Source organism: Streptococcus sanguinis (assembly GCF_900475275.1).
Taxonomy (GTDB): domain Bacteria; phylum Bacillota; class Bacilli; order Lactobacillales; family Streptococcaceae; genus Streptococcus; species Streptococcus sanguinis_N.
The window spans coordinates 816466-842332 of the sequence record NZ_LS483364.1 but is presented as its reverse complement, the minus strand read 5'-3'; the positions used below and the strand labels follow the sequence as shown (position 1 = coordinate 842332).

The following is a 25867-nucleotide window of genomic DNA, read 5'->3' as shown; positions in this document are numbered from 1 at the left end:
GCTTATCCTAGTACATTCCAATAAAAGGGCACCATCAAGTAGAGGGAAACCAAGAAGTTAGCTACCAGAGTCCCAACCATCATTTGATTCACCACTCTGTCTTTAATATCCAAGGTTCCTAGATTAGCAACAGTTGGTAGCAGTAAGATCAAGAAGGGTGTAAAATAACGTCCCTGAGCACCAACTGATATCATGGCACCTTTACCGAGGACAATGGGTGTCCACTGCAGATACATAATTGACACAACAGCAATCACTTGAACCAGAAACAGATAACGCGACATGACTGTGTAGCCCATGGTCATAAAATCTTTCTGCGACTGCAAAAAGATAAGCGCCAAAACTGCCACATCGATAAAAATCAACCAAAGCGGCAGCTGGATAGTAAAATTCCCCAAAAAGCCAAACATACCGATTGTCAAAATCGTATTCAAGTCGCCATTAACACTTTGCTTAAAGAGCGTATTCAGCAAGACTTGACCATAGTGCAAGAGCCCTCCCTGATTGCGAAATGCCAAATGCAGGGCAAGAAAGAAAGCTGCAAAGCCAAGTATATAAAAGATAATGCGATAACGAGCTACAAAAGCTTTGGTTGCAACAAAAGGCTTGTTCAGAACCGCAAGGAATCCTTCAAACTCAAAATGAACAAAAGGTAGCAAGCCTAATAAAAGGACATTATTCGGTTTGGTGACAAAGAGGCCTATAGAAATCACCAAAAGCTCCAGTACATTTCTATTAGTGAATTTCTTATGGTAGGCAATATTGGTCAAAAAGCCAACCGCCAACATAATCTCCAGATAGCTCATCACATCGTAAGAGAGAGAAGCAGCCTGCTGGACCATAATAGGCAAAAGAGATAGGAAAAACAGAGCTTTTTTGCCATATTTGAAGTATTTAATCAGCAGATAAACCCCGATGATATATGCCAAAGCATTAAAGAGCCTCCCCATCATCACGATGAAGCCTACTGACGGATAAAGCATGCTTCCCAAGGTCATACCTAGTAGCTGAGGCAGAAAAGAGATAGCCTTGAGATTAAAGCCAAAGGTAAACTCTTCTTGCGCCAGATCTATCTTCTCTGAGAACAGCTGCTTGTACTCTGCCGGCGAAACATTCGGAGTGGATGGGATTTTGTCCATCCATTTATATGTTCGGCTGGTAGGTTTATGGAAGATTTCCCATGTCATACGAGCGTGATTGGTCTCATCAGGCACTCGATTAATCGGCTGTGCAATCATAAAAGTCAAGACAAAGATACTTGCCAGCAGCAAGAAAATATTCTCAACTTTTACTTCTTTATTTCTTTTCAAAATAAGTCACCATTTCATCTTTTTTATCTAAACTGCAATTTTCTAATACAAAAGCGTAGGCATTCTCCGCCAGTTCTCTGCGTAAATCCGTAGAAAGAATCAGGCTTTCCAGCTTTTCTTTCCATTCACCATCTTTAGCCAAAAGTCCAGTCTGACCGTCAATCATCATATCAGAAAAAGCACCGATATGACTGGCAATCGTTGGCACCTTGACTAGAGCTGCTTCTATCCACTTGATTTCTGACTTGGCCCGATTAAAGACTGAGTCAACCAGCGGAGCTAGATTAATATCAACCTGACTAATCAACTGAGGCAAGGCCTTCCAGTCCACATACTCATGGACAACAATACGCTGCGTATATTGTTTCATATCCTGCGGGATATCCAAGTGCCCTACAATATGAAGCTCCACGGATGGGTAGTTGTCCAGCACTTCTTTGATAGCCGGCTTGATGAGCTCAAAATTTTCATTGTGGCTGATGGAACCAGAGAAATAACCGATTTTGATTCCGTCGTCTGCACCAAAGTCTTCCTTCAAGAACTGCGAGCTAACCGCAATCAATTCGCTGGACGCCAGATTACGATTCAGCAGAACTGAGTCCTTGTATTTGAGCAATTCCTCTTTTAACTGATTAGTGGAGGTAATCGCCCCATCACAAGCCGCCAACATTTTCCAGTAATTCTTCACCCCAGCATCGTAATTGCCCTTTTCCTTCTCAGACAAACCTTGGGTATAGCTAAGCTGATCCGTATAAAGGGTATCAAAGACCAAATCATCAATATCAAAATAGACTGGCTTATGCTCCTCCCGAGCCAAATCGCATAAAAGCTGGAGCTGGGCGGACCAAGGAGCGCGGTAGATAATGATGTGGCTGGCATACTGGGCTTGAGTCAGACTAAACTCAGACGCATTGACCGCTTTCACTGCAAAGCCATTCTTTCTAAGCTGCTCTGCCTTATTGAGTACACGGTAGCGCGTACACTGTGGAATGATATTCTCTACGCCATCAATGATGAGAATATATTGATCACGGGGCACTGCTTTAAATTTTTGAACTATATTTTCAAGAATCTCGACTGGATAATCTGTCTTCTCCCGAACATAGTCCAACAAATCAGGAACTTCCGATTCTCTTTCCAAACCTTGCCATAAAAACTGCTGATCATCATAATTCTTCAAAGAAGTATACTTAATCAGAGGACAGCCTGCCTTTAACATCCTTAATGGATGAATATACATAGCCGAATCCCGATTTTCGTGAACCAGGGCATCGTAACGATAGCCCAAGTCAGCAAAGTACTTGGTAAAAGTCGTTTCATGTTTTCCAATAGCCTCTTCCCTTGAATCCGTATCAGTCAGCACTTGCCAATAGTCGTAGAATTCTTCGGACTGAAGCAGCAAAGGCTCAATCACCAAAAAATAAGACTGTAGGTGGTTGGGAATGTAACCATAGCGGTTAAATCCAGTAATATCTTCCTGGGTCTCACCATAGGAAATTCCCCAAAAATCAAGATTTCGGCCAGCCATAGTTTGAAAGACAGCCGCTAAATCACTCATAGGTCCGATATTGGTGTCATTGACGAGCATCAGCTGAGAACAATGCTGCAACGTTTCCTTTCCCAAGGAAAGAATACCTTCACGAAAAGCTGCTGTATCATAGCCGGTATTATCCCGCACCAAGACTTGACCATACTGTCCTAAAGTTTCTAAATCTTCTGCAACCAGTACGCCGTTAACGACGATGAAAGTCTTATCAGCCAAAGCTGCTAACTTTTCTAAAAAGATAAGTTTGTACTGCTGCAAGCGTGGCTCGGATTCAAAAATGACATAGACTAAGACTTTTTCGCCGCTTGAAACTGAAGCAAGAGCTTTTTCTCGTTGAGAGTTCCGCAGCCATTGATAATAATAAACCTTAGGAGACTTAACTTGGCGTTTCAAACGAACCAGCTGTTGCTTAATCCGACTTAAAACAGCTTTGATACTGCGAGGATTTTTGACTAATCGAGCCAGACGTTTCAATGGCGTAATCACACCATTCCCCAAGCGATAGGAAATAGATCGGCGAATACGAAACTGCTCCTGAATAGCCTCATCTCGCTGTTCTTTTATCGTTCTCAGTCTGGATTTCAAGGAGTCTAGATTTTTATGTAACTGCCGCTGATCCTCCTGCAGTTCAAGAACATAGTCGTTCACTTTATCCATATGCTGAATCAGTTCATCCAAACGACCTTCCAGTGTAAATATGTTCTTGCCCAGAGCTTGGTAAATATCATCTGGTATCTTTCTCACATACTTACGCAATATTTTCAGATACATTTCGTAATGATATCTCGTAGAATCCCGTTTAGAGATTGATTCCTTATCAAAGACCCGATAATTCAGCTTTGTTTTTGCATCATAAACAGGTTTCGCTCCTTGATTGATAATTAAGTTTAAAAGGAAATCATAGTCTTCCAGTTTTTCACGATTCAGAGCTTCATCATAATAAATACCATCAGCAACCGAACGACGAATGAGAGAACAGTTGGAAATATAATTCTCCGTTAAGAAAGCTAGCTTGTCAAATGGCCGTGATTTAAGGTAAACTTCCTTTTTATCAAGATCATACAAATCACCATAGACAATGTCTGCCTCCTCTTGCACCATGCTTGTGTAGAAGCTCTCAATATAGTCCGAATCCAGAAAATCGTCACTATCCACAAAAATAAAATAAGTGCCTTGAATTTGCTGCAAAGCCTTGTTTCTTGTCTTGACAACCCCCATATTTTCATGGCTTTCAAACCGCGTCGAAAAAGGGGAATCCACCAAGACAGACTCTATGATTTCAGCAGAATGGTCAGAGGAGCCATCATCCAATACCAGTAACTCAATATTTCGATAGGTCTGCTCAAAAATACTGCGCAAACACTGTTCAATGTAATCTTGATGGTTGTAACAAGTTACAACAACAGATATTAAATCTTTCATATACTTTCCTTGTAAATAACTCTATTAGTTTGAGTTAGCATCTTGACTCTTCATGTATGCTTTATTTATCAGATTTGCCACCCACTTTGGCCAGAAAAGCTGATACATGAACAAATCTTCTTTAGTCCGAGTGTTATCTGAAATGGTCTTGGTTGTTTCAGACTCTCCATGAATCCGGTGGCACATAAGCTTCTCAGAAATATAAGCAAAGCGACCCTTATAGGCGCTAATCTTGTACCAAGCATACCAATCCAGACTCACGCGCATTTCCTCATCAAATCGAAAATCCCTTAATGCCTCTAAGTTGTAAGTCACCGCCGGACAGGAAATGGGATTGCCAAAAGCTAAGATCCGATTTCTCCAAAAACGGCTAGCCGGCATCAGATTCAAGGTTTTAAGCATGAGAGTCTTGATTTTCAGATTGGTATTAGCCGGAATTTTAACTCCATTTTTCTCTTCAAAATAGTCTGTATAGGCAATGAGAATGTCCTTAGACTGCTCTATCTTCTGCATCACTGCTTCTAGATAAGTTGGCTCATAGTAGTCATCTTGATGAGCAATGGTAGCATAAGAAGTCTCAACAAAGGAAAGGGCATTGTTCCAGTCCTTACCGATACCGCCTCCTTCTTTCGTGTAAAAAGGAATACCGTACTTCTGGCACAGCTGCTTGATTGAATCCAACGGTGTTGAGCTATAGCAGATAATCTTTGATGACAAGGTTTGGGCTTGCAGAGACAGGATACAAGCTTCTAAAAATTCACTTTCGCCATAGGCGCAAATCACCCAGGTATGGTTATTTTTCATCTTTTTCACTCTCTAACTTGGACATTCTTTGCTTCATGATGGACAGTTCTTGCACCAACTGCTTGATTTGCTCCTTTTGCTTGGAAATGGAAATAGTATGTAAAAAAACAATAACCAGCAAGAAAAAGATGGCCAAGGACATGACAAAGTTTGAGGTCAACTCAAAACCTAACAATTTGGCAATCGAAACGGGAATCCAATCAAAAATAGAAATAACAATCAGAACGAAGCCAATAATAATCCACATAAAGGCTTGCTCAAATAAAATATTGTTTTGATTGATATTCCGAAAGACAAAATACAGGAATAGGACTGAAGCCACTAGCATAACAATAGACAAAATGGACATTATTCACTCTCTTTCATAAAAGCAGCAATCAAGATCGAAGAGCAAACTTCAATCATATAACGAATGGACTTAATCGGAGTGATCGAAGAGACTCCTCCTGCACGTTCAAACATATTGGCTGGTGCTTCCACCACTTTATATTTCCGCTTCAAGATATGGACGATTGATTCTGGCTCAGGATACTTGATAGGATAGCGCGCAGCGAATTGTCTAATAATGTCTCGATTAGCCAATCGATAGCCCGATGTGGTATCCAGAATCCTTTTGCCTGTTGTTAATTTAATAAAAGCTGAAATAATGGTAATGCCAAAACGCCGCATAAAAGTCGTCTGAAACTCCGAAGACTTGTCACCGATAAAACGAGAACCAACAACCAAATCCGCCTGCTGACGACGAATAGGCTCCAGCAAAGCATCCAGCGACTCAATATCATGCTGACCATCTCCATCAAACTGTACGGCCACATCATAATTCTTCTCAAGAGCATACTTATAGCCCGTCTGAACAGCCCCGCCAATCCCTAAATTCATAACTAAATGAATAGCATTCAGATGATGGCTGTCCAAAATCTCCTTAGTTCTGTCAACTGACCCATCATTGATAACTACGTAGTCTAAGTCAAAATCAACTTTCTTCCGATATTCTATAATGCTCATAACCGTATTTAAAATACTTTCTTCCTCATTATAAGCAGGAATTATCATTAAAACTTTCATTAATTTAATCTATTCTTTCTATAACTTGTCATCACATTATTTTTGTTTTTCTGCAACTGTTTTTTCCTATATCTCATAAAGCTTGGAATTAGGGAATTGATAATCTTATATCTTAGCATTGGAAAAGGCTTCATAACAATATTAAAGATTCTAAAACAAACAAAATACAGCTGCCAACCTTCTTCCATTGGTGTATTCTTCCATGGAGTTTTGTGGAGATAATGGAGATACTCCTTTTTAAATCTATGTGTATTCCCCTTCCGCCAAGGTCTCTCTTCACCAAGATAGTGAATAATTGTAGGTGCTTTTCGGAAATGATTAAAATCTTCCTGTGATATAAACTTAGTTGGCTTACTTAATTCACTCAACGTTTTGTAAGGATAAACATCATAAATATTAAAATAATTAAAGGAAATTGGCAAGGTAAAAATTTGCTCTTTCAAGGCTCCATTTAAGGCATCTTGGTCTGGTGCGAATAGCTTCCCTTCATGAAACTGATAAAATTCTATGACCTTTTTACCAATCTCTTCCCTACGCCATTTTTTTAGATCGATCAATAGGACACCCGAATTATGATAGGGGTACTCTTTCAAAGCTAGAAATTCCTTTCTTGACTTATCCACAGTTGGTTCGGGACACATACCTATTACCTTATCTCCCAAGTCGCTATAAAACAATGAACCTAAATCTTCTAGAACTAGTGTATCTCCATCGAGATATAAGATCCTATCAACTTCTTGTGGAAGAAGTTTATCTAAAAAAAGACGTGCTAAAATAATTGAAGACCAACCGTTTGTATCAAAATCAAAGTCAATATAGTCTGCGATATTATTTATAGAAATAATACAAACTTTTCTATCGTAACTTTTAACGAATTCTTTTAATTTATTTTGATTCTCTTGGCTTATCCTCTCGCCAATTAAATATACTGTAATATTCTCAGCAGATTTATTATTCTCAAATATAGAACACATACAGGTTGCAACTTGAGGTACAAACGCATCATTTAATGTAAATAAGATATTCATAGAATTCTACTTCTTTCTTTTTTCCTGATTTTTAGCAACGCCATAAATAATCAGACTTGTTGCATAAAAGACGCACATGGAGATTAAAAAGGAATTAGCAGCTCCCAGCAATTTTTGATCACGGATAAATGGTAAAGTAATAAATTTTGAAACAGCAAATGTCAATAAATAGGCTATCATCAGATAATGCTGTTTTCTAAAGATGGTCATAATGATATCAACCACTAGAGCAAAAACATTCAAAATACCGCCTATAAGTAATATTGTGAAAGGAAGTTTATACTCCTGTAATTGGATACCATAGACAGCACTAAGCACTTCTGTACCAATCAGATAGCCCAAAATAACAATAACAAGTCCTAAAACAGTCATTACTAGATTTAACGTATTGACCTGTTTGAAAAATAGTGTAAATTTCTTTTCATTCCAATAAATGGAAAGCTGTGTAGTCAACGGTCTCAGAACGAAGAATAAAAGGGATAGGACAAAGACAGGCATGAATAGAACATTAAAGTCTCTTTGAACCCCAGATGAAAAATAGCCATTTGTCAAAAGGAAATCAATATCAATTTTTGGCTCGTTATAGATATACGTTATCAAAAATCCATTTAAAAACAAGGGAAAACTATTTTTCAAAATAGAATACACATTTTTTCTGTCATCATGGAGTTTAGGCGAAAACTTTTCCTGAGAAAAATGTAATCTACAGTTTCTGAAATCTAAGGGGAAGGTCAGAATGAAATTCGCACAGCAAATAACAATACTAGCTACCATCAATGATTTTGTAAGCAACAGGACTATCGCAAATATTAACATGCAAATCCAGCTCCTATAGAATTGCACCTTTCCGGCTAAGTCTGATCTATTTTTTTGCTGAAATAATCCTTGAAAAACATCTGAATACGCATCTATAGCCCGATAAAGAACAAGCAATAAAATAATACTAGATTTATAAACATCATACCCTTGCCATAGAGTATAGAGAAACGATGTAAAAATCATCAAAAAGACCGTAAAAAGTCTCGTGTTATGATAAGAAGCAAATTGGTATCTTTCTTTTACATCCGTAGATTGCAGATTTCTAACTTGAAAATAACCTAGAACAAAGAACTGCTGACCAAGAGCATAAGCAATACTAAAAATATCAGAATCTCTTGAATCTAGAAATCTAGAAGCTAGTAGAAGCAAGACGACGGATATCAATGAGGATGAGACTGTTCCCAGCATGTTCCATATATAGTTATTTTTCAGTCCTTCTTTTGAAATTATTTTTTCTATTTCTTTATTACCGTCATTATTTTTAGCATAAGGTGATGATCCTGATTTTGAGGGCATTTTTCTTCTCCAAATGTATTCTATTTCTTATTATACTATACTTTCAGTGAAAAGTGAAAATCCTTCCTGAAAGAATCTCTGTTTTAAGTGATACTTCCTTCCCCAACCTAACCAAAAAGGGCAAAACTTCCATCAAGCTTATATCTATACTTCTTGCCTTTCCGTCTCCTAAATCATCTTCAAGATGCTTCTGCAAAATCGAGCTATCTACTCTGGAGATTACCGGCCGCCTTCTATTCTTCCTTATTTTTTAAAACAATTACAATATTAAAAAACCCCGTTTTCACGGGGTTTAGTGTCTGACTATAATTGTTATCTGGGAACGGAATCGAATTAAGCTTCGATTTCTGTAACCATACCTGAACCAACAGTACGTCCACCTTCACGGATAGAGAAAGTAGTACCTTGTTCAACGGCGATTGGGTGGATCAACTCAACGTCGATTGTTACGTTATCACCAGGCATTACCATTTCAGTACCTGCTGGAAGTTCGATTGAACCTGTAACGTCAGTTGTACGGAAGTAGAACTGTGGACGGTAGTTGTTGAAGAATGGAGTGTGACGTCCGCCTTCTTCTTTAGTAAGGATATAAACTTCACCCTTGAATTTAGTGTGTGGGTTGATTGAACCTGGTTTAGCGATAACTTGTCCACGTTCGATTTCATCACGTTGGATACCACGGAGAAGCACACCTACGTTGTCCCCTGCAAGACCTTCGTCAAGCTGTTTACGGAACATTTCAACACCAGTAACAACTGCTTTTTGGATTTCTTCTTTGATACCAACGATTTCGATTTCGTCGTTGACTTTAACGATACCACGGTCGATACGTCCTGAAGCAACTGTACCACGACCAGTGATTGAGAATACATCTTCGACTGGAAGAAGCAATGGCTTGTCAGTATCGCGTTCTGGTTCTGGGATGTACTCATCAACAGTGTCCATCAATTCCATGATGATGTCTTCATATTTAGAGTCACCTTCAAGAGCTTTAAGAGCTGAACCTTGGATAACTGGAAGATCGTCACCTGGGAAGTCGTATTCTGACAAGAGGTCACGGATTTCCATTTCAACCAATTCAAGCAATTCTTCATCGTCAACCAAGTCAACTTTGTTCATGAAGACGATCAAGTGCTTAACACCAACCTGACGTGAAAGCAAGATGTGCTCACGAGTTTGTGGCATTGGTCCGTCAGTTGAAGCTACTACAAGGATAGCTCCGTCCATTTGAGCGGCACCAGTGATCATGTTTTTAACGTAGTCCGCGTGTCCTGGAGCGTCGATGTGAGCGTAGTGACGCTTAGCAGTTTCATACTCAACGTGCGCAGTGTTGATAGTGATTCCGCGTTCGCGTTCTTCTGGAGCAGCATCGATAGACGCATAGTCTTTAGGTTGGTTAACTGCTGAAGGCAAGCGACGTGCCAATACAGTTGTGATAGCTGCTGTCAAAGTAGTTTTACCGTGGTCAACGTGTCCGATAGTACCAATGTTAACGTGTGGTTTACTACGATCGTATTTTTCTTTTGCCATTTGAGTAAAAGCCTCCAATAAAATATATTTTATAGATAGACAGTAGGCAATACAGTCTAACTTTCCTTACTATTTTATCAAATTTAAATGAAAATGCAAGTCTTTTAGCATTTTTTTGTGAATTATTCCTTGTCTGATTTTTAGTAAGGTTGATACAAAGAAAAGCGGTTGAACTGTCACTAGTATAACGAATTAAGTAGCCCTTTGGTTACAAAAATAGAAAAAACCGGAAAAATTCCGATTTTCTCTTTGTATTAGCCAGAGTTTCGCAGACCAGTTGCAATACCGTTGATGGTGATGTGAATCAGCTTTTCTTGATCTGGTGTAAGTTGACCGTTGCGCTGACGCTTGATTAGCTCTAACTGGATATAGTTCAAAACATTAAAGTAAGGCATACGATAGTGCAAGCTATCTCTCAGATATGTGTTTTCTGCTAGGAGCTCATCATGACCTTCAATCTCTAGAATGACATCCTTAGTTAGCTGCCACTCATCCAAGATAATATTGAAAATATCTCGCACATTCTGATCTTCACAAAGCTGCGCATACTCAAAAGCGATATTCATATTTGACTTAGACAGAACCATGTCTACATTTGATAAGAGTGACTTGAAGAACGGCCATCTCTTATACATAAATTGCAGAAAGGCTAAGTTATTTTCTGGGTCTTCATCAATGAATTCCTTGAAACTCGACCCGACACCATACCAGCCTGGGAACATAACCCGACTTTGAGACCATGAGAAGACCCATGGAATCGCCCTGAGGCCACCGATTTCAGTGATGGTTTTACGGGCAGCTGGACGAGAACCGATATTAAAGCTAGAGATAGCCTTGATAGGGCTGGATTCAAAGAAATAATCGTAAAAACGCTCGTCACCAAAGACCAAATCACGGTAAATCTGATAACTGCGATTGACTACTTGGTCCATGATTCGCTCATATTTATCAGAAGTATGGCTATCGCTCTTCTTATGAGTTACCATGCGGTTAATGGCAGCAGACACCAGCATTTCCAAGTTATAGTAGGCTGCGTCTTTGTTTCCATATTTATTTCCAATAACTTCGCCTTGCTCAGTCAGACGGATCCGGTCATTGATACTGCGGAGTGGCTGAGATGTGATTGCTTCATAGGTTGGGCCGCCACCGCGTCCCACCGTACCACCCCGGCCATGGAAGAAGGTGATTTTCACGCCAAACTTATCACCGATAGCTGTCAGCTGCTGTTGAGCCTTATAGAGAGTCCAGCAAGAAGATAGGTAGCCACCGTCCTTATTACTGTCTGAATAGCCCAGCATGATTTCCTGGTAATTATCCTTAGAGGCAATCCACTTCTGTGCAATCGGTAGAGACAGGTATTTCTCCATAGTATCGCAGGAATTGTCCAAATCCTCAATGGTTTCAAAGAGCGGAACAATTTGGACACGTGCCCCATTTTCATCAATCAGCCCCACTTCCTTAAGCATAATAGCCAACTCAAGTAAATCTGATACACTGGTCGAGTGAGAAATAATATTTTGCTTAATCACTTCTTCACCAATGGCATCTTTTAGCTGACGAGCTGTTTTGAAAATTTCCAGTTCTTTTTGCAGAAGTTCGGATTTAGTCTCATGGGTGGCTGATAGGATACGAGGATCTTCTAGCAGCTGTTTGAGGAGGATCCGGCATTTTTCTTCTTCCGACAGATTGCTATAGTCCTGGACAATATTAGCTGATGCCAAGAGCTCAGCCACACAGGCCTCATGAACGCTGGAATCCTGTCGCATATCAATGCTGGCTAAGAAGAAGCCGAAAACATCAACAGCTTGGAGAAGTTCAGTCAAGTCCCCACTTACCAAGGCTTCCCCATGATGTTCGATAAGAGAATCATAAATGACCTGCAAGTCTTCTTTAAATTCCTGAGCTGTTTTGTAAGAAGGTGTCTCCTCCTTCTTGAGCTCAGTCAGGGTCTCGCTGATACGAGACTGGATATAATTAGGGATGATTTCTCTTCCTTTATTGCTGACAGAAAGGTTGGCTTTCGCAGACAATTTTTCCTCAGCTCGGTCAGTCAATCGCTGACCATCATTTGAGAAATTACCTTCTTTTAAGTAAAGCAAGGTTTGAATCAGTTTGGACTGGATATAGTGGAAAGCTCGGCGGTAAGGCTCATTTTCCCGATAAACAGACTTGTCAGTAGACAGAGCTGCCATTTCTGCTACTGCCTGACTGGTTTCTGAGAGGTTGGTCGAGAGCGAGAAGGTACGATAGAGTGTATAAACCTTGTCAATGTAATAGTTGAGAATGACTTCACTCTGGAGAGTGGCAGATAGTTTAAGGGTTTCTGCGGTTACAAAAGGATTGCCATCTCGGTCTCCGCCAATCCACATTCCCATGGTAATAGGCTTAGGATTATCCAGCTTGATACCGCGCTCTTCTGCCAAGCGTCTGTATTCAACCATAAAGTTGGTGATTGCTTGCAGAAAAGAACTGTTGTAGTACTCCATGACATTGGTAATCTCATTGGTCACTTTCAGCTTCTTCTCACGGATCATATCTGTCTGCATCATAAGCTCAATGTAGCGGCGGAGATTTCCTAGCCACTTCTTCTCATTGACTAGTCCTGCTTTAACATCTCGATGCTGACGCAGTAAACTATGGATATGATTGGTTAAGTCCAGAATAGTCTTGCGCTGAACTTGCGTCGGGTGAGCAGTCAGTACTGGCACAACATTCAGATTTTCCAAGATTTCCTGAGCATTTTCCCGCGTTGAAATCAGGTCAATAGTTGTTGATAGCTTTCCAAGATAATCCTGATTGATATTGTTTTGATGGTTGATTTCATAAGCTAGGTCAACATCTTCTGAGATATTAATCAAAAGCGGCAAAATAGAGAAATAACGGGAAATATAAACCATTTCATCTGTCGACAGTTCTTCTACAATCTCTTTTAGCTCATGATATTTGGAGTTAACCGCCAACTCCTCCATGAGGGAGATTTTTTCAAAGGTCTCAGGGCTGAGAAGATTCCGAGTAATGTCGGCAAGCAAGTCTGTTAAAATGGCGACTTCTTCTCGAATCACTTCTTTATTGCTGTAGCTTTCTAATTTGTTAAATGACATAATCTGCACCTTTCATTTTTGCAACAACTGTTCACACTAACTGTGATTAAGTTTCCTCAGACTGGCCTTGCGCCTCCGCTTCCATCTGTTCATAGAGGGCATCACGTCGCTCATTGGCATCAATATTAAGTACCAAGGCGATGGCTACTGACAAGACCAGAAGACTGTTCCCTCCTTGCGATAGGAAGGGGAAGGTTACTCCTGTAGAAGGAATGAGACCTGAGATTCCACCGATATTGATGAAGGTCTGCATGAGTATCATACCGCCAATTCCCAAAGCCATCATGGAGTTAAATGGATTCTTTGCCCGAATCCCTACCAAGATAATTCTCAAAATTAGGAAAAAGAGTAAAGCCAGAATCAGACTGGCACCAAAGAAACCAAACTCCTCTATCACGATAGAAAATACAAAGTCAGTATGAGCTTCCGGCAAATAGCCGCGCTTCTCAATAGAGTTCCCCAAGCCTAGACCAAACCAGCCGCCATTACTCATAGCATAGTAGGAATTAGCCAATTGGTGGCCTGAGCCAGACAGGTCCTTGAAAGGATTGAAGAAAGCGCTGAAACGCTTGGCCACATACCCAAAGACTGGAATCTTGGCCACGCGCTCAACCCCAATTATCCAAATGCTAGTTAAAACCAATCCCGAAACACTGACAATGGCTCCCAGCATCGTAGAAAACCATCGATAGCCAATCCCGCTGACAGCTATCATTATTACGACGGTCAAAAATAGAATAGTCGCATTTCCAAGGTCTGGCATAATCGCTACAATCCCAATCAGAATAGCCACCATGGTCCGCCAGTCGTTAAAAGCTTTAGGAAACCAATGGTTGTGAGTCAGAGCTTGATAATCATAAACCTTTATCTCCTCCTGCCTCTTTGTAAAGCGAAAGGCTAGATACCAGACCAGAATAATCTTCAAATACTCAGCAGGCTGAATACTGAAAGCTCCAAGCTTGAGCCAACCATGGGCGCCGTTAATAGTCCCAGTTATAAAACGAGATAAAAGCAAGAGGATAATCTCAGCAAAGATAACTATAGTCAGGATGCCTCCTTTTTTCAGGAAACCCAAGCGAATTCTATATAGGAGCGCAATTATAAAGAGACTTATTACCCAAAAAATCCCCTGATTCAAGACCATGCCAAAACCATTTCCTCCGGCCTGAATCGAGGTAGGACTCGTCGTTGAATAGACCACAATCAATCCCAAAACAGATAAAATCAAATAGGGAATCAAGATGGAATAATTCAACAAGTGCTTCTTGTCAATTTTCATATTTCACCATTAAACTTCTAAAAATTCAATTCTCATTATACCACCTTTTGGATTGAAAAAAAAGCATTAGTGCAGAGACTGGAATAATATGACCTTGCTTTCTCTCTTTTACATAAAATTGTGATAAGATAGGAAGCAAACAAAGGAGGATAACATGACAAACATTTATGATATCGAAATCCAAAAACAAGACGGAATTCTGCAAAAAATGAGTGATTATAAAGGAAAGATTCTGCTGATTGTCAATACAGCGACCGGCTGCGGCTTCACTCCTCAGTATCAAGAACTGCAGGAACTCTATGAGCGCTATCAGAAAGACGGATTTGAAATCCTGGATTTCCCCTGCAATCAGTTTGGCCAGCAGGCTCCTGGAGACGCCGCAGAAATCAATAGCTTTTGCAGCCTTAACTACGGAACGACCTTTCCCCGATTTGCTAAGATTGATGTCAACGGTCCTCATACTGCTCCACTCTTTGACTGGCTCAAAAAAGAAAAGGGCGGTCTTCTGGGTGAAAAGATCAAATGGAATTTCACAAAGTTTCTGGTTAGCCGAGACGGAACAGTCATCAAACGTTTCTCTCCGCAAACTTCTCCCAAAAAGATTGAAGAGCTCATTCAAAAGCTATTATAAAAGGTAAGAAAAAGCAAAACGATTTATCCAACGGCAACTCACCGTCCACAGCTTCGCTAATCTCTTAAAAAACAAGACATTTTGAGCTTTCAAAACGTCTTGTTTTTGCTTTATAATATTTCAATTATATTACATTTTATTCATTTTCTAGCAATTCTGGGGATATTTTTTGCTTTTTTATTTGTTTTAAGTTAAAATAAACCAGTATGAGGAAGAGGATTAAACCGCTTGCAATCCTAATTTTCTTTGCTTCTTTTATCGCTTTTATTTTGATAAGCAAGCAATTTACTGACTCTCAGGAAAAGCAAGCACAGGCAAAAATTTCACAAACTAAACAAACTCCAAGTTCCTCAAAAAAAGAGGAAACATCTGAAGATTCGTCCTTAGATGAAGAGTTTATTTCCAGACCAATCATTGACATTTCTGGCTGGCAGCTGCCAAGTGAGATTAATTACGACTTACTCGCACAGAATGTTTCAGGAGTAATTGTCCGTGTTCATAGTGGAGCGCAGGCCAAAAAAGAAAATGCAGCAACCCATCTGAATGGTCTGGACAAGTCTTACGAAAGACATATCAAAGAATTTCAAAAGCGCAACATCCCTGTTGCTGTCTATGCCTATGTAGCCGCCAATAGCAAAAAGGAAATGGAAAAAGAAGCTGAAAGTTTCTACAAGGCTTCTGCCAAGTACCATCCAACCTATTATTGGCTGGACGTGGAAGAAAAGACCATGTCTGACATGAATGCGGGAGTTGAAGCTTTCCGAGCCAAGCTAGAGTCACTTGGTGTTAAAAATATTGGTATCTATATTGGAACTTATTTTATGGAGGAGCATAGCATCTCTACCGATAAGTTCACAGCAATTTGGATTCCGACTTATGGTAATGACGACGGCTACTACAATGCTGCGCCAAATACTGAGCAAGATTACGACTTGCATCAGTACACATCACAAGGTCAGCTGACTGGTTTCTCCCATTATCTTGATTTGAACCAGCTGTCAACCTTGAAAGATCAGACAGCTACCTATCAAAAGCTATTTACAGTTCCTAAAGAAAGCCAATAGCTCCGAACGACAGCTCAAGTCTTAAAGACTGCTGTCGTTTTTTATTGTCACAAAATAGGAAATTTCCAGCCGTTTCCTCTTAATAAAGCCTATATTTTATGATATAATGATTTGATAAATGAAATTAGAAAAGGAAAATACAATGATTTCTTGGTTGAATAGAATTTTCAAAGGAATGGTCATTGCACTTGGCTTTATTTTGCCGGGAGTTTCAGGCGGTGTTTTAGCAGCTATCTTAGGTATTTACGAGCGCCTGATTCATTTTTTAGCACATTTAAAAGAAAACTTCGTCGAAAATGTTCTCTATTTCATACCAGTTGGAATCGGAATGATTTTAGGAATAGCTGCCTTCTCCTATCCTGTCAATCTGCTGCTGGACAACTACAAAGTGATTGTCCTTTGGGGATTTGCTGGAGCCATTATTGGGACTGTTCCCAGCCTCATTAAAGAGTCTGTCGCTAAAAGTGAGCGTGATCGGACTGATATTCTCGTTTTCTGGGTCAGCCTCATCCTTTCAGGAATCTTTCTTTATTCCCTAAATGGGATGGTCGGCACCTTGCCAGCCAACTTTCTCTCTTTCATCCTAGCAGGAGCCTTGATCGCACTGGGCATTTTAATTCCCGGACTCAGTCCGTCCAACCTTCTCCTGATTTTAGGACTCTATACCCCTATGCTGAATGGCTTTCGCAAACTGGATCTCTTGGGCACCTTTCTTCCAATCGGAATCGGAGGAGCTTTGGCACTGATTCTCTTCTCTAAGCTCATGGATCATATTTTGAAAAACTACTACTCTCGTGTCTATCACTTTATCATTGGCATTGTCCTATCCAGTACACTTCTCATTGTAGTGCCTCAAGCAGGAAACAGTGAAAGCATCAGCTATCATGGAGTTTCTATATTGACACTTGTTCTTGCAGCCTTTTTCTTCGGTCTAGGAACCTGGCTGGGACTCTGGATGTCACAATTAGAAGAGAGATATACTAATGGTTAAAAAAACAAAAATCAAAAAAACACTGGTCGAGCAAATTTTAAGCAAGTCTAAGATTGAACATCGAGGCCTGCAGCTAAATGCCTTAGCAGAACAGCCAGCCGAAGGCTTGGATCGTTCGCAGATTTATAAAACTTTGGCCTTGACAGGAGACAAGACCGGCACACTAATCGGTATCCTACCTATCACAGAACATCTGTCCGAAAAGAAAATGGCCAAGATTTCCGGCAATAAAAAAGTCAGTATGATTCCCCAGAAAGATTTGGAAAAGACAACGGGCTATATCCACGGAGCCAACAATCCTGTCGGTATCCGGCAAAAGCACAACTTTCCAATCTATATCGACCAGTCGGCTCTAGAGCGAGACAGCATCATCGTGTCTGCTGGCGAAGTCGGCCGCAGTATCGAAATCAAAGCTCAAGATTTGGCGGATTTTGTTCAAGCTGACTTTGCAGACCTCAAGGAAAATCCTAGCTCATAATTCTTCAATATTGCACCTAATATTCTCAATAAACCCTAAATAAGAAAGAAACAATCAACCACTATGAAATTATACTTTGTCCGACACGGAAGAACGGAATGGAATCAGGAAGGCCGATTTCAGGGAGCCAGCGGTGATTCGCCACTGCTGCCAACCGCCGTTGAAGAACTGCAAACCCTAGGAAAACATCTGTCTCAGACACAATTTGACAAGATTTACAGCAGCGATCTCCCACGTGCCGTTCGCTCTGCTGAAATTATTCAAGAAGAAAGCCAGTTTCCGACTGAAATCGTATCAATACCTGAACTGCGAGAATGGCAGTTGGGAAAACTAGAAGGCGCAAAAATTTCTACCATTGAAGCCATCTATCCACATCAGATGGCTGCCTTCCGCCACAACCTTTCGCAATTTAATCATACGTTTTTTGACGCTGAGTCGGTTTACCATACAACCCACCGGACCATTTCCTTTATCAAGACCTTAAAGGACAAGGACTATGAGCAAGTACTCATTGTCGGACACGGAGCCAACTTAACCGCCAGTATTCGAACCATGCTGGGCTATGACACACCCCTCCTACGCAAGAATGGCGGTCTGACCAATGCCAGCATCACCATCCTTGAAACAGAAGACTTTGAGAATTTTGAGCTGATCACTTGGAATAATACGGATTATTTAGTTGAAAAGGCAGAAAATTAAGGCTGGATTTCTAGCTTTTTTTCTTACTTTATAGCCAAATATAGATGAATTTCCCTATCTTTTGTGATAAAATAGGTAGGAAAACTTTTGGAGGAAAAACATGACTACTGAACATATCGAGGAATTAAACGACCAGCAGATTATCCGCCGTGAAAAAATGGCTGCGCTGGCTGAGCAGGGAATTGACCCTTTTGGCAAACGCTTCGAGCGGACTGCTAACTCTGCTCAACTAAAAGAAAAATACAATGATAAAGATAAAGAAGAATTAAACGAACTCAATGAAACAGCTATTATCGCTGGCCGTCTCATGACCAAGCGTGGCAAAGGAAAGGTTGGCTTTGCCCACATCCAAGACCGTGAAGGCCAAATTCAGATTTATGTGCGTAAAGATGCTGTTGGTGAAGAAAATTATGAAATCTTCAAAAAGGCAGACTTAGGGGATTTCCTCGGTATCGAAGGTGAGATTATGCGGACGGATATGGGGGAGCTTTCTATCAAGGCAACCCACCTTACTCATTTGTCTAAGGCTCTGCGTCCCCTTCCTGAAAAATTCCACGGCCTGACAGATGTTGAAACCATCTACCGCAAACGTTATTTGGATTTGATTTCCAACCGCGAAAGCTTTGAACGCTTTGTAACTCGTTCAAAAATCATCTCAGAAATCCGTCGTTACTTGGATGGACAAGGCTTCCTTGAAGTTGAAACTCCTGTTCTTCACAATGAAGCAGGTGGTGCTGCTGCTCGTCCATTTATCACCCACCACAATGCTCAAAACATTGATATGGTGCTTCGGATTGCAACTGAGCTTCACCTTAAACGTCTCATCGTCGGTGGTATGGAGCGAGTTTATGAGATTGGCCGTATCTTCCGTAACGAAGGGATGGATGCTACTCACAATCCAGAATTCACTTCCATCGAGGTTTACCAAGCCTATGCAGATTTCCAAGATATCATGGACTTGACTGAAGGTATTATCCAACATGCAGCCGTCTCTGTAAATGGAGATGGACCAGTCAACTACCAAGGAACTGAAATCAAGATCAATGAACCATTTAAACGCGTTCACATGGTTGACGCCATCAAGGAAATTACTGGAGTTGATTTCTGGCAAGATATGAGTTTTGAAGAAGCTACTGCCTTGGCTCAGGAAAAGAAAGTTCCGCTTGAAAAGCACTTCACCGAAGTTGGCCATGTTATCAATGCTTTCTTTGAAGAATTTGTGGAAGAAACCTTGATTCAGCCAACCTTTGTCTACGGTCACCCTGTAGCAGTATCACCTCTGGCTAAGAAAAATCCAGAAGATCCACGCTTCACGGACCGTTTCGAGCTTTTCATCATGACCAAAGAATATGCCAATGCCTTCACCGAGTTGAACGATCCAATCGATCAATTATCTCGTTTTGAAGCACAGGCAAAAGCCAAAGAACTGGGGGATGACGAAGCAACTGGCATTGACTATGACTTTGTCGAAGCTCTGGAATACGGTATGCCACCAACTGGAGGTCTAGGAATCGGTATCGACCGGCTGGTTATGTTACTAACAGACGTGACTACCATTCGTGATGTCCTGCTCTTCCCAACGATGAAATAATCTGTATTTTATAGGATATTAAGAAAACAAATCCTGTTGGAATTCCAGCAGGATTTTTACATCACAAAAAAGTCTGGTTTCCCAGACTTTTATTATATTATTCATACCTCAGTGCTTCAATTGGATCTAGTTTAGAGGCCTTGTTGGCTGGCAAGATACCGAAGAGAACACCGATGGTTGCTGAGAAGAGAAGGCTGACGATGCTGACTGGCAGGGATACCGTTACTGGAGTTCCTTCCAGCATTTGACTCATGGCTGAGCCTAGCACAGACGCAAGTCCCGCAGCTAGAACCAGTCCAATCAACCCACCAATCAGTGTCAAAATCATAGACTCAATCAAAAATTGCATCAGTATGTTGCCACGTGTTGCTCCTAGAGCTTTTCGCAGACCGATTTCACGAGTCCGCTCAGTGACCGATACCAACATGATATTCATAACGCCGATACCACCAACAAAGAGAGAGATTCCGGCGATGGCACCGATAACTCCTGTCATGGCACCATAAATATTTTGTACTTCCTGATAGAGGGCACTATCATCTGTCACTTGATATTCGCCCTGTTGGAGGCCAGCAATTTCTGTTAATTTCTTGGCAACCTTAGGGCCAAGTTCTGGAACTAAGCTAGTATCATTCACTCGAAGAACAATCTCTGAAATTTCATCTACTCCAAAGTTAGCAGCTATAAGAGTGTTGGTCGTAATGGCATTACCACCATAGACCTGCATGGAGCCAGATGCAGCAGCAGTTTCAGGATCTCTATAAACCCCAATCACTCGATAGTTACTGGCACCCACTGTCACAATTTTATTGATTGCCTCTTCAGCGGAAGAAAAGAGGTTCGCAGCCAGATCTTCGTCCAGCAGCACAACACTTGCAAAGCCTTGATAGTCTTGCTGCCTCAAAGCACGACCAGCAATGATTTTGTATTTTTTTACCTGGATATAGGTCATGTTTGCGCCGACAAAGTTGACGCGCTCAGCCTGCTTATTTTCGTAGCTAAAGGTTTCCATAGCAGAGTTGGTCACATAGTAGCCATCCACTCCCTTGATATGGGTCAATTCCTTAACCCATGCTTCCTGGGCCTTGGGGGGCTCCACCACTTCTTCGCTTTCATCTTCCACATTTACTGAATAGAGATCAGCTGTTTGTGTGTAGGAGCCGTCCTTGCTCTTTTTAGGAGAAAAAACGAGGCGCATGTTTTTCTGACTTTTGGTAAAACTCTCATTGACCCGCCGGGTAATGGAATCTCCTAAAGCCATGATAACCACAACCGAAGCCACTCCGATAATAATCCCAATCATGGTCAGGAAAGACCGCATCTTGTGTCCAAGAATGGAGCTAATGGCAAATTTCCAGTTTTGCATTAGGCTAGTCCTCCTTCCTTAGCGCTATCAGATGAGATGACGCCGTCACGAATGACAATTTGCCGTTTGGCATAGGCAGCAATCTCAGGCTCGTGGGTTACCATGATAATGGTTTTCCCTTCTCGATTGAGCTCAGTCAAGAGCTCCATAATCTGCTCACCAGTCTTAGTATCCAAGGCTCCTGTTGGTTCGTCAGCCAGAATCAAAGAAGGATTATTGACCAAAGCACGCGCAATAGCTACCCGCTGCTTCTGTCCTCCGGAAAGCTCTGAAGGCAGGTGATGCATCCGCGTGTCCAGCTCCACCTTGGTCAGAAACTGCTCGGCCAAGGACTTACGTTTAGATAGACCGACACCTGCATAGATTAAGGGCAGTTCCACATTTTGCAAGGCATTGAGCTTAGACAAGAGAAAGAACTGCTGAAAGACAAAGCCGATTTGCTTATTTCGAACCTTGGCCAGCTTCTTATCACCTAGCTTAGCGACTTCTTCGCTTCCTAGATGATATTCACCAGTGGTCGGACGATCCAGCATCCCAATGATATTCATCAAAGTAGACTTACCAGATCCAGACGGTCCCATGATGGCAACAAACTCGCCCTCTTCAACCTCCAGACTGATGTCTTTTAATACCTGCAGTTCCTGGTCTCCATTGCGATAGCTCTTATTAATATTTTTTAACTCAATTAGCTTCTTCATAAGATTTCACCTCTTGACCGTCTTTCAAGCTATCTGTCGGATTGATGATAACTTTACTATCCTTTGTCAAACCAGATGAGATTTCTTGATTTTCAGCATCAGCATTTCCGAGCGTTACTTCTGTCTTCTTAGCAATTCCTTTTTCCAGAACCCAAACATAGTTCTTGTCTCCGTCCATTACCACACTGCTGACTGGCACAATGAGTCCCTGAGTATTGTTTTTAACTTCAATGTTGACAGAGAAACCTTGCTTGAGCTCACCAATCTCGCTGGTAATGTCAATTGTAAATGGATATTTAGAACCTGAAGCTGTTCCGCTGCCACCTGTTCCAGATGGCTGAGCTGCTGCTTGCTGGCCGTCTTTTGGATAGTTGGAAATGTAGCTGATTTTACCAGTCCATTTCTTGTCTGGGTAAACTTTTGATGTAATGGTCACTTCTTGACCGACAGACAAGTTAGCCAGGTTGTATTCGGACAATTCTCCCTTAATTTGCAGATTCCCATTGCTGACGATATGAACCAAGGTTTGAGTGGCACCTGTTGTTGATTTTGAAACATCGCGATTGACTTCTACAACCGTACCATCTGCAGTGCTGGTCACTGTTAAGGCATTGAGAGTAGCTTGTGCTTTGTTCATATTATCAACTGCATCAGCCCGAGCATCTCGCAGGTCAGCTGCCTGAGACTCTACAGAACGCTGAGCCTGAGCTTCAGACGCACCATCTGCTTCTTCGTCGCCAGTCGTATTTACAGTCACACCATTGGTTTGCAAGTCATGCAATTGACGATCGGCTTTGCTAACCGCCCGAGCAGCTGCATCATAAGCTGCCTGAGCCTCTGCACTTTTATAAGTGACCAAAGCTTGACCGGCAGTCACTTGGTCACCGACATTGACAAGCACATTTTCCAAGTCACCCTTGGTACTGTCATAATAGATGTACTGCTCATTGCTGGCTGTGACATTTCCTGTCAGTAAGACTGAAGAAGCCACTGAGCCTTCCTTGGCCTTCTGAACCAAGGGAGTCGTATCGACCGGTGCCTCAGAAGGATTCCCTCCATTTAAAAACATGAAGAGAATTGCTCCTGCAACAACTGCAATCGTAGCTCCAATAATGCTAAATAATTGCCATTTCTTTAACTTTTTCATCTCTTTTCCTCCTCTTGATGAAAACGATTTTCTTTTGTTATATTATATCACAAGGCTATCATAATTCTTCTAAAAAAATTTACAGTTTTTCACAAATGGTTGCTATTTTATCTCAGATAGTCACTCCACTTAAATCCGTAGCAGATTATTGCATTCACCTGCTAAAAAAGGTACAATTACCTCATATAATAGAAGGAGATTCTAACAAGATGAAAGAATTTGATATGATTGCTATTGGCGGTGGCAGCGGGGGAATTGCTACCATGAATCGAGCCGGCGAATACGGTGCCAAAGTTGCCGTTATTGAAGAAAAGAAACTGGGTGGTACCTGTGTCAATGTCGGCTGTGTCCCAAAGAAGATTATGTGGTACGGAGCTCAAATCGCTGAAGCTATCCATCATTATGGACCAGACTACGGATTTACCTCTGATAATCAAGCTTTTGATTTTGCTACCCTTCGGAAAAATCGCGAAGCTTATATTGACCGAGCACGTTCGTCCTACGATGGTAGCTTCAAGCGGAATGGTGTCGAGCTGATTGAAGGCCGTGCCCGCTTTGTAGATGCAAACACTGTCCAAGTCAACGGTGAGCTTATTCGCGCCAAGCACATTGTCATCGCGACCGGTGCTCATGCAGCTATCCCCAAGATCCCTGGCGCAGGCTACGGAGAGAATTCCGACGATGTCTTCGCTTGGGAAGAGTTACCTGAATCTGTTGCCATTGTCGGAGCAGGCTATATAGCAGTTGAGCTAGCCGGCGTGCTCCATGCTCTGGGAGTTAAAACTGACCTTTTTGTTCGTAAGGACCGACCACTGCGCAACTTTGACAGCTATCTGATTGACGGTTTACTCCAAGAAATGGAAAAGTCTGGACTCCAGCTTCATACCCATAAGATTCCACAAAAGCTGGAAAAACTTCCTGATGGTCAGCTCAAGCTCTACTTTGAAGATGGCAGCAGTCACACAGCCCAGCATGTTATCTGGGCAATCGGTCGTAAGCCAAATGTTCAAGACCTCAATCTAGAAACAGCTGGCGTCACTCTCAATGAACGTGGCTTCATCGCTGTAGATGAGTACCAAAACACTGTGGTTCCAGGTATCTATGCTCTTGGTGATGTAACTGGTGAAAAAGAATTAACTCCTGTTGCCATCAAGGCTGGGCGAACTCTGTCTGAGCGTCTTTTCAACGGCAAAATAGATGCTAAGATGGACTACTCAACTATTCCAACCGTCGTCTTCTCCCATCCTGCTATTGGGACAGTCGGCCTGACTGAGGTAGAGGCTGTTAAGACTTACGGAGCAGAAAATATTCACGTTTACACATCTAGCTTCACATCCATGTATTCAGCTGTCACCCAGCATCGCCAACAGGCCAAGTTCAAGCTCATCACTGCCGGTGAGGATGAAAAGGTCGTTGGCCTGCACGGTATCGGCTACGGGGTAGACGAGATGATTCAAGGTTTCGCAGTTGCTATCAAAATGGGCGCTACCAAGGCTGACTTTTATGCTACAGTTGCTATTCACCCGACAGGCTCCGAAGAATTCGTGACCATGCGATAAAAAATTCAAAATCAGAAGAGGTTTGGTATTCCAGCCTCTTTTTGACTTCTGCTACCATTTTATAATAAAGATGATGACCATTCCATAACCTAATCTTTCATTTTACAGACGAATCTTACATTTTTGTAAGATTGTAATTAAAGCTATTTCAGCTTCATTTGATATTCCTTTGAAATATCCATCAAGAAATTCCAAAGATTAGAAAAAGCGATTTTTTTATTAGTTATTATATGCGAAAGGGAGCCTGAAATGAAATCTCAGACTCCTTTTTCTTTATGGTAAAATAGCTACAGCCCTCACTGGTGATCCGCTGGCTTGATGCCAATTGGGAAAGCTAATTGAGATGAGAGCACCCTTAGCCGGCAGCTGATCCAGATTGGTCATAACTTCTAGCTGATAAATATCCTGCTCTAACAGATAGTATTCATTGAGCAGCCCATGCTCCGCTGTAGGAATACCCGCATCTGTATCAAAAGTTTCGTGACCTACCGCCTTGACACCACGCTCATGGATAAGGAACTCTAGAGCATCACGTCCCCACCCAGGAGTATGCTGAATCTCCTGGTCATCCAGATTGCGCATAGCAGATTGACTTGGCCAACGCTTGGACCAGTCTGAGCGAAAAGCAACAAACGTTCCTGGCTCAATCTGCCCGTGCTCCGCTTCAAAATCTAAAATATCCTGCTTGCCCAGAATAAAGTCTGGATTCTCTGATACTTCCTTAGACTTATCAATAACTACCAAAGGCAGGAAAAGATCTTTTAGCTCAATCTCTTCCAACCAGCGACCACCCTCCACAAAGTGAATCGGAGCATCAATATGAGTCCCGTATTGGCCAACTACAGAAAACTGCTGAACATGAAAACCGTCTTTCAAAGTGAAAATATCCTTCTTCTCCAAGGCAGGCAGAGCTGGAAAATGCGGACTGTCTTCCCTAATCTGATGGGACAAATTAACCCACTTTTTCTCCTGTAGTTCCTGATAAATTTTTAATAAATCTGTCATAGCCTTCTCCAATCTAGTCAGTCTTGCTTTGGGAAGATGTTGATTACGCACCCACACCTCTAGCAAAAACTCTTATTTACTTTTGCATTATTATATCAATCAAAGTGTGCTGCTGCAATTCTTTATAGCACTTTTAGATAATCCTTTTTTATTGATAAGAATATAGTTTGAAGCTATAGCTAATTTTTCTAATGAAGCCTATTCAAACATTGAAAATT

Annotated in this window: 21 protein-coding genes; 7 read left to right on the top strand and 14 right to left on the bottom strand. The window is 41.4% G+C overall.

What is annotated here, in order from left to right:
• Positions 1-2 precede the first annotated feature (2 nt).
• The 10 genes from DQM55_RS04405 to ftsW all read right to left on the bottom strand — a co-directional run bounded on the left by DQM55_RS04405 (position 3) and on the right by ftsW (position 14420).
• Positions 3-1310, bottom strand: a complete 1308-nt coding sequence (locus DQM55_RS04405) for a DUF2142 domain-containing protein (RefSeq protein WP_111675590.1) — start codon at positions 1308-1310, stop codon at positions 3-5.
• Complete coding sequence (locus DQM55_RS04400; RefSeq protein WP_111675589.1) at positions 1297-4278, bottom strand: rhamnan synthesis F family protein; 2982 nt, start codon at positions 4276-4278, stop codon at positions 1297-1299. Before DQM55_RS04400 ends, DQM55_RS04405 begins: the two co-directional genes overlap by 14 nt.
• A 24-nt stretch (positions 4279-4302) precedes the next feature.
• Positions 4303-5082 carry a glycosyltransferase family 2 protein gene (locus DQM55_RS04395; RefSeq protein WP_111675588.1) on the bottom strand — a complete coding sequence of 260 codons (780 nt, stop codon included), beginning with the start codon at positions 5080-5082 and terminating at the stop codon, positions 4303-4305.
• Positions 5072-5431, bottom strand: coding sequence for a DUF2304 domain-containing protein (locus DQM55_RS04390; protein ID WP_002912850.1), 360 nt, complete (start codon positions 5429-5431; stop codon positions 5072-5074). Before DQM55_RS04390 ends, DQM55_RS04395 begins: the two co-directional genes overlap by 11 nt.
• Positions 5431-6147 (bottom strand): glycosyltransferase family 2 protein, encoded by a 717-nt coding sequence (locus tag DQM55_RS04385; protein WP_002912852.1) that lies wholly within the window; start codon positions 6145-6147, stop codon positions 5431-5433. Before DQM55_RS04385 ends, DQM55_RS04390 begins: the two co-directional genes overlap by 1 nt.
• On the bottom strand, positions 6147-7175 hold the full coding sequence (locus DQM55_RS04380; RefSeq protein WP_111675587.1) for a glycosyltransferase family 8 protein: 1029 nt from the start codon (positions 7173-7175) through the stop codon (positions 6147-6149). Before DQM55_RS04380 ends, DQM55_RS04385 begins: the two co-directional genes overlap by 1 nt.
• Positions 7176-7181: 6 nt before the next feature.
• Positions 7182-8510 carry a lipopolysaccharide biosynthesis protein gene (locus DQM55_RS04375; RefSeq protein ID WP_111675586.1) on the bottom strand — a complete coding sequence of 443 codons (1329 nt, stop codon included), beginning with the start codon at positions 8508-8510 and terminating at the stop codon, positions 7182-7184.
• A 333-nt stretch (positions 8511-8843) separates the two neighbouring features.
• On the bottom strand, positions 8844-10040 hold the full coding sequence (gene tuf, locus DQM55_RS04370; protein WP_002895003.1) for an elongation factor Tu: 1197 nt from the start codon (positions 10038-10040) through the stop codon (positions 8844-8846).
• A gap of 254 nt (positions 10041-10294) precedes the next feature.
• Entirely contained in the window at positions 10295-13141 is a 2847-nt protein-coding gene (ppc, locus tag DQM55_RS04365; RefSeq protein WP_111675585.1) for a phosphoenolpyruvate carboxylase, read from the bottom strand.
• Between the two features lie 46 nt (positions 13142-13187).
• Entirely contained in the window at positions 13188-14420 is a 1233-nt protein-coding gene (ftsW, locus tag DQM55_RS04360; protein WP_111675584.1) for a cell division peptidoglycan polymerase FtsW, read from the bottom strand.
• A gap of 154 nt (positions 14421-14574) precedes the next feature.
• On the opposite strand from ftsW, the gene DQM55_RS04355 reads away from it, so the two are divergent.
• From DQM55_RS04355 to lysS, 6 genes are all read left to right on the top strand, one after another.
• A complete protein-coding gene (locus tag DQM55_RS04355) occupies positions 14575-15051 on the top strand; it encodes a glutathione peroxidase (RefSeq protein ID WP_111675583.1) in 477 nt (158 codons plus the stop codon).
• Between the two features lie 206 nt (positions 15052-15257).
• Complete coding sequence (locus DQM55_RS04350) at positions 15258-16115, top strand: glycoside hydrolase family 25 protein (protein ID WP_111675582.1); 858 nt, start codon at positions 15258-15260, stop codon at positions 16113-16115.
• Between the two features lie 142 nt (positions 16116-16257).
• The gene (locus tag DQM55_RS04345) at positions 16258-17106 is read left to right on the top strand and encodes a DUF368 domain-containing protein (RefSeq protein ID WP_023916480.1); all 849 of its coding nucleotides are present in this window, start codon (positions 16258-16260) and stop codon (positions 17104-17106) included.
• Entirely contained in the window at positions 17099-17584 is a 486-nt protein-coding gene (locus tag DQM55_RS04340) for an aminoacyl-tRNA deacylase (RefSeq protein WP_111675581.1), read from the top strand. The genes DQM55_RS04345 and DQM55_RS04340 overlap by 8 nt, the downstream gene beginning before the upstream one ends.
• Positions 17585-17647: 63 nt before the next feature.
• Positions 17648-18283 (top strand): histidine phosphatase family protein, encoded by a 636-nt coding sequence (locus DQM55_RS04335; RefSeq protein ID WP_111675580.1) that lies wholly within the window; start codon positions 17648-17650, stop codon positions 18281-18283.
• A 100-nt stretch (positions 18284-18383) separates the two neighbouring features.
• Positions 18384-19874: a lysine--tRNA ligase gene (gene lysS / locus DQM55_RS04330; RefSeq protein WP_111675579.1), complete on the top strand. Its 1491-nt coding sequence runs from the start codon at positions 18384-18386 to the stop codon at positions 19872-19874.
• 97 nt (positions 19875-19971) lie between these two features.
• On the opposite strand, the gene DQM55_RS04325 is transcribed toward lysS, so the two are convergent.
• From DQM55_RS04325 to DQM55_RS04315, 3 genes are read right to left on the bottom strand one after another with little or no spacing between them, the layout of a single operon-like run.
• Positions 19972-21240: an ABC transporter permease gene (locus DQM55_RS04325; RefSeq protein WP_061592583.1), complete on the bottom strand. Its 1269-nt coding sequence runs from the start codon at positions 21238-21240 to the stop codon at positions 19972-19974.
• A complete protein-coding gene (locus DQM55_RS04320) occupies positions 21240-21938 on the bottom strand; it encodes an ABC transporter ATP-binding protein (RefSeq protein WP_002897232.1) in 699 nt (232 codons plus the stop codon). The genes DQM55_RS04325 and DQM55_RS04320 overlap by 1 nt, the downstream gene beginning before the upstream one ends.
• Positions 21922-23085, bottom strand: a complete 1164-nt coding sequence (locus DQM55_RS04315) for an efflux RND transporter periplasmic adaptor subunit (protein ID WP_111675578.1) — start codon at positions 23083-23085, stop codon at positions 21922-21924. Before DQM55_RS04315 ends, DQM55_RS04320 begins: the two co-directional genes overlap by 17 nt.
• 209 nt (positions 23086-23294) lie before the next feature.
• On the opposite strand from DQM55_RS04315, the gene gorA reads away from it, so the two are divergent.
• A complete protein-coding gene (gene gorA, locus DQM55_RS04310; RefSeq protein WP_172454714.1) occupies positions 23295-24644 on the top strand; it encodes a glutathione-disulfide reductase in 1350 nt (449 codons plus the stop codon).
• A 273-nt stretch (positions 24645-24917) separates the two neighbouring features.
• Here gorA and DQM55_RS04305 read toward each other — a convergent pair whose 3' ends face one another.
• Entirely contained in the window at positions 24918-25649 is a 732-nt protein-coding gene (locus DQM55_RS04305; protein ID WP_111675576.1) for a cyclase family protein, read from the bottom strand.
• Positions 25650-25867 lie beyond the last annotated feature (218 nt).

What these genes read in the sequence shown, in the direction of transcription:
- DQM55_RS04400 (WP_111675589.1), bottom strand. Translation starts at nt 4,278, where the DNA reads ATGAAAGATTTAATATCTGTTGTTGTAACTTGTTACAACCATCAAGAT.
- DQM55_RS04395 (WP_111675588.1), bottom strand. Translation starts at nt 5,082, where the DNA reads ATGAAAAATAACCATACCTGGGTGATTTGCGCCTATGGCGAAAGTGAA.
- DQM55_RS04390 (WP_002912850.1), bottom strand. Translation starts at nt 5,431, where the DNA reads ATGTCCATTTTGTCTATTGTTATGCTAGTGGCTTCAGTCCTATTCCTG.
- DQM55_RS04385 (WP_002912852.1), bottom strand. Translation starts at nt 6,147, where the DNA reads ATGAAAGTTTTAATGATAATTCCTGCTTATAATGAGGAAGAAAGTATT.
- DQM55_RS04380 (WP_111675587.1), bottom strand. Translation starts at nt 7,175, where the DNA reads ATGAATATCTTATTTACATTAAATGATGCGTTTGTACCTCAAGTTGCA.
- DQM55_RS04375 (WP_111675586.1), bottom strand. Translation starts at nt 8,510, where the DNA reads ATGCCCTCAAAATCAGGATCATCACCTTATGCTAAAAATAATGACGGT.
- tuf (WP_002895003.1), bottom strand. Translation starts at nt 10,040, where the DNA reads ATGGCAAAAGAAAAATACGATCGTAGTAAACCACACGTTAACATTGGT.
- ppc (WP_111675585.1), bottom strand. Translation starts at nt 13,141, where the DNA reads ATGTCATTTAACAAATTAGAAAGCTACAGCAATAAAGAAGTGATTCGA.
- ftsW (WP_111675584.1), bottom strand. Translation starts at nt 14,420, where the DNA reads ATGAAAATTGACAAGAAGCACTTGTTGAATTATTCCATCTTGATTCCC.
- DQM55_RS04355 (WP_111675583.1), top strand. Translation starts at nt 14,575, where the DNA reads ATGACAAACATTTATGATATCGAAATCCAAAAACAAGACGGAATTCTG.
- DQM55_RS04350 (WP_111675582.1), top strand. Translation starts at nt 15,258, where the DNA reads ATGAGGAAGAGGATTAAACCGCTTGCAATCCTAATTTTCTTTGCTTCT.
- DQM55_RS04345 (WP_023916480.1), top strand. Translation starts at nt 16,258, where the DNA reads ATGATTTCTTGGTTGAATAGAATTTTCAAAGGAATGGTCATTGCACTT.
- DQM55_RS04340 (WP_111675581.1), top strand. Translation starts at nt 17,099, where the DNA reads ATGGTTAAAAAAACAAAAATCAAAAAAACACTGGTCGAGCAAATTTTA.
- DQM55_RS04335 (WP_111675580.1), top strand. Translation starts at nt 17,648, where the DNA reads ATGAAATTATACTTTGTCCGACACGGAAGAACGGAATGGAATCAGGAA.
- lysS (WP_111675579.1), top strand. Translation starts at nt 18,384, where the DNA reads ATGACTACTGAACATATCGAGGAATTAAACGACCAGCAGATTATCCGC.
- DQM55_RS04325 (WP_061592583.1), bottom strand. Translation starts at nt 21,240, where the DNA reads ATGCAAAACTGGAAATTTGCCATTAGCTCCATTCTTGGACACAAGATG.
- DQM55_RS04320 (WP_002897232.1), bottom strand. Translation starts at nt 21,938, where the DNA reads ATGAAGAAGCTAATTGAGTTAAAAAATATTAATAAGAGCTATCGCAAT.
- DQM55_RS04315 (WP_111675578.1), bottom strand. Translation starts at nt 23,085, where the DNA reads ATGAAAAAGTTAAAGAAATGGCAATTATTTAGCATTATTGGAGCTACG.
- gorA (WP_172454714.1), top strand. Translation starts at nt 23,295, where the DNA reads ATGAAAGAATTTGATATGATTGCTATTGGCGGTGGCAGCGGGGGAATT.
- DQM55_RS04305 (WP_111675576.1), bottom strand. Translation starts at nt 25,649, where the DNA reads ATGACAGATTTATTAAAAATTTATCAGGAACTACAGGAGAAAAAGTGG.